At 72.4% G+C, this 449-nt stretch carries 1 pseudogene; it reads right to left on the bottom strand.

Going from position 1 to position 449, the window contains the following annotated elements:
- A pseudogene (locus tag J1M64_RS19215) lies at positions 1-449 on the bottom strand (hypothetical protein); the annotation flags it as partial.

Below are 449 nucleotides of genomic sequence, written 5' to 3'. Positions count from 1 at the left end.
ACGAAGACCATGGCGGGCATGGTGGCCACGAGGGCCACGCAGACCACGGCGGGCACGAGGGCCACGAAGACCATGGCGGGCATGGTGGCCACGAGGGCCACGCAGACCACGGCGGGCACGAGGGCCACGAAGACTATGGCGGGCATGGTGGCCACGAGGGCCACGCAGACCACGGCGGGCACGAGGGCCACGAAGACCATGGCGGGCATGGTGGCCACGAGGGCCACGCAGACCACGGCGGGCACGAGGGCCACGAAGACCATGGCGGGCATGGTGGCCACGAGGGCCACGCAGACCACGGCGGGCACGAGGGCCACGAAGACCATGGCGGGCATGGTGGCCACGAGGGCCACGCAGACCACGGCGGGCACGAGGGCCACGAAGACCATGGCGGGCATGGTGGCCACGAGGGCCACGCAGACCACGGCGGGCACGAGGGCCACGAAGAC

The organism is Dietzia sp. KRD202, assembly GCF_017168155.1.
Taxonomy (GTDB): Bacteria; Actinomycetota; Actinomycetes; order Mycobacteriales; family Mycobacteriaceae; genus Dietzia; species Dietzia kunjamensis.
The sequence above is the reverse complement of the archived record's forward strand: the minus strand, read 5'-3'. Positions and strand labels throughout refer to the sequence as shown.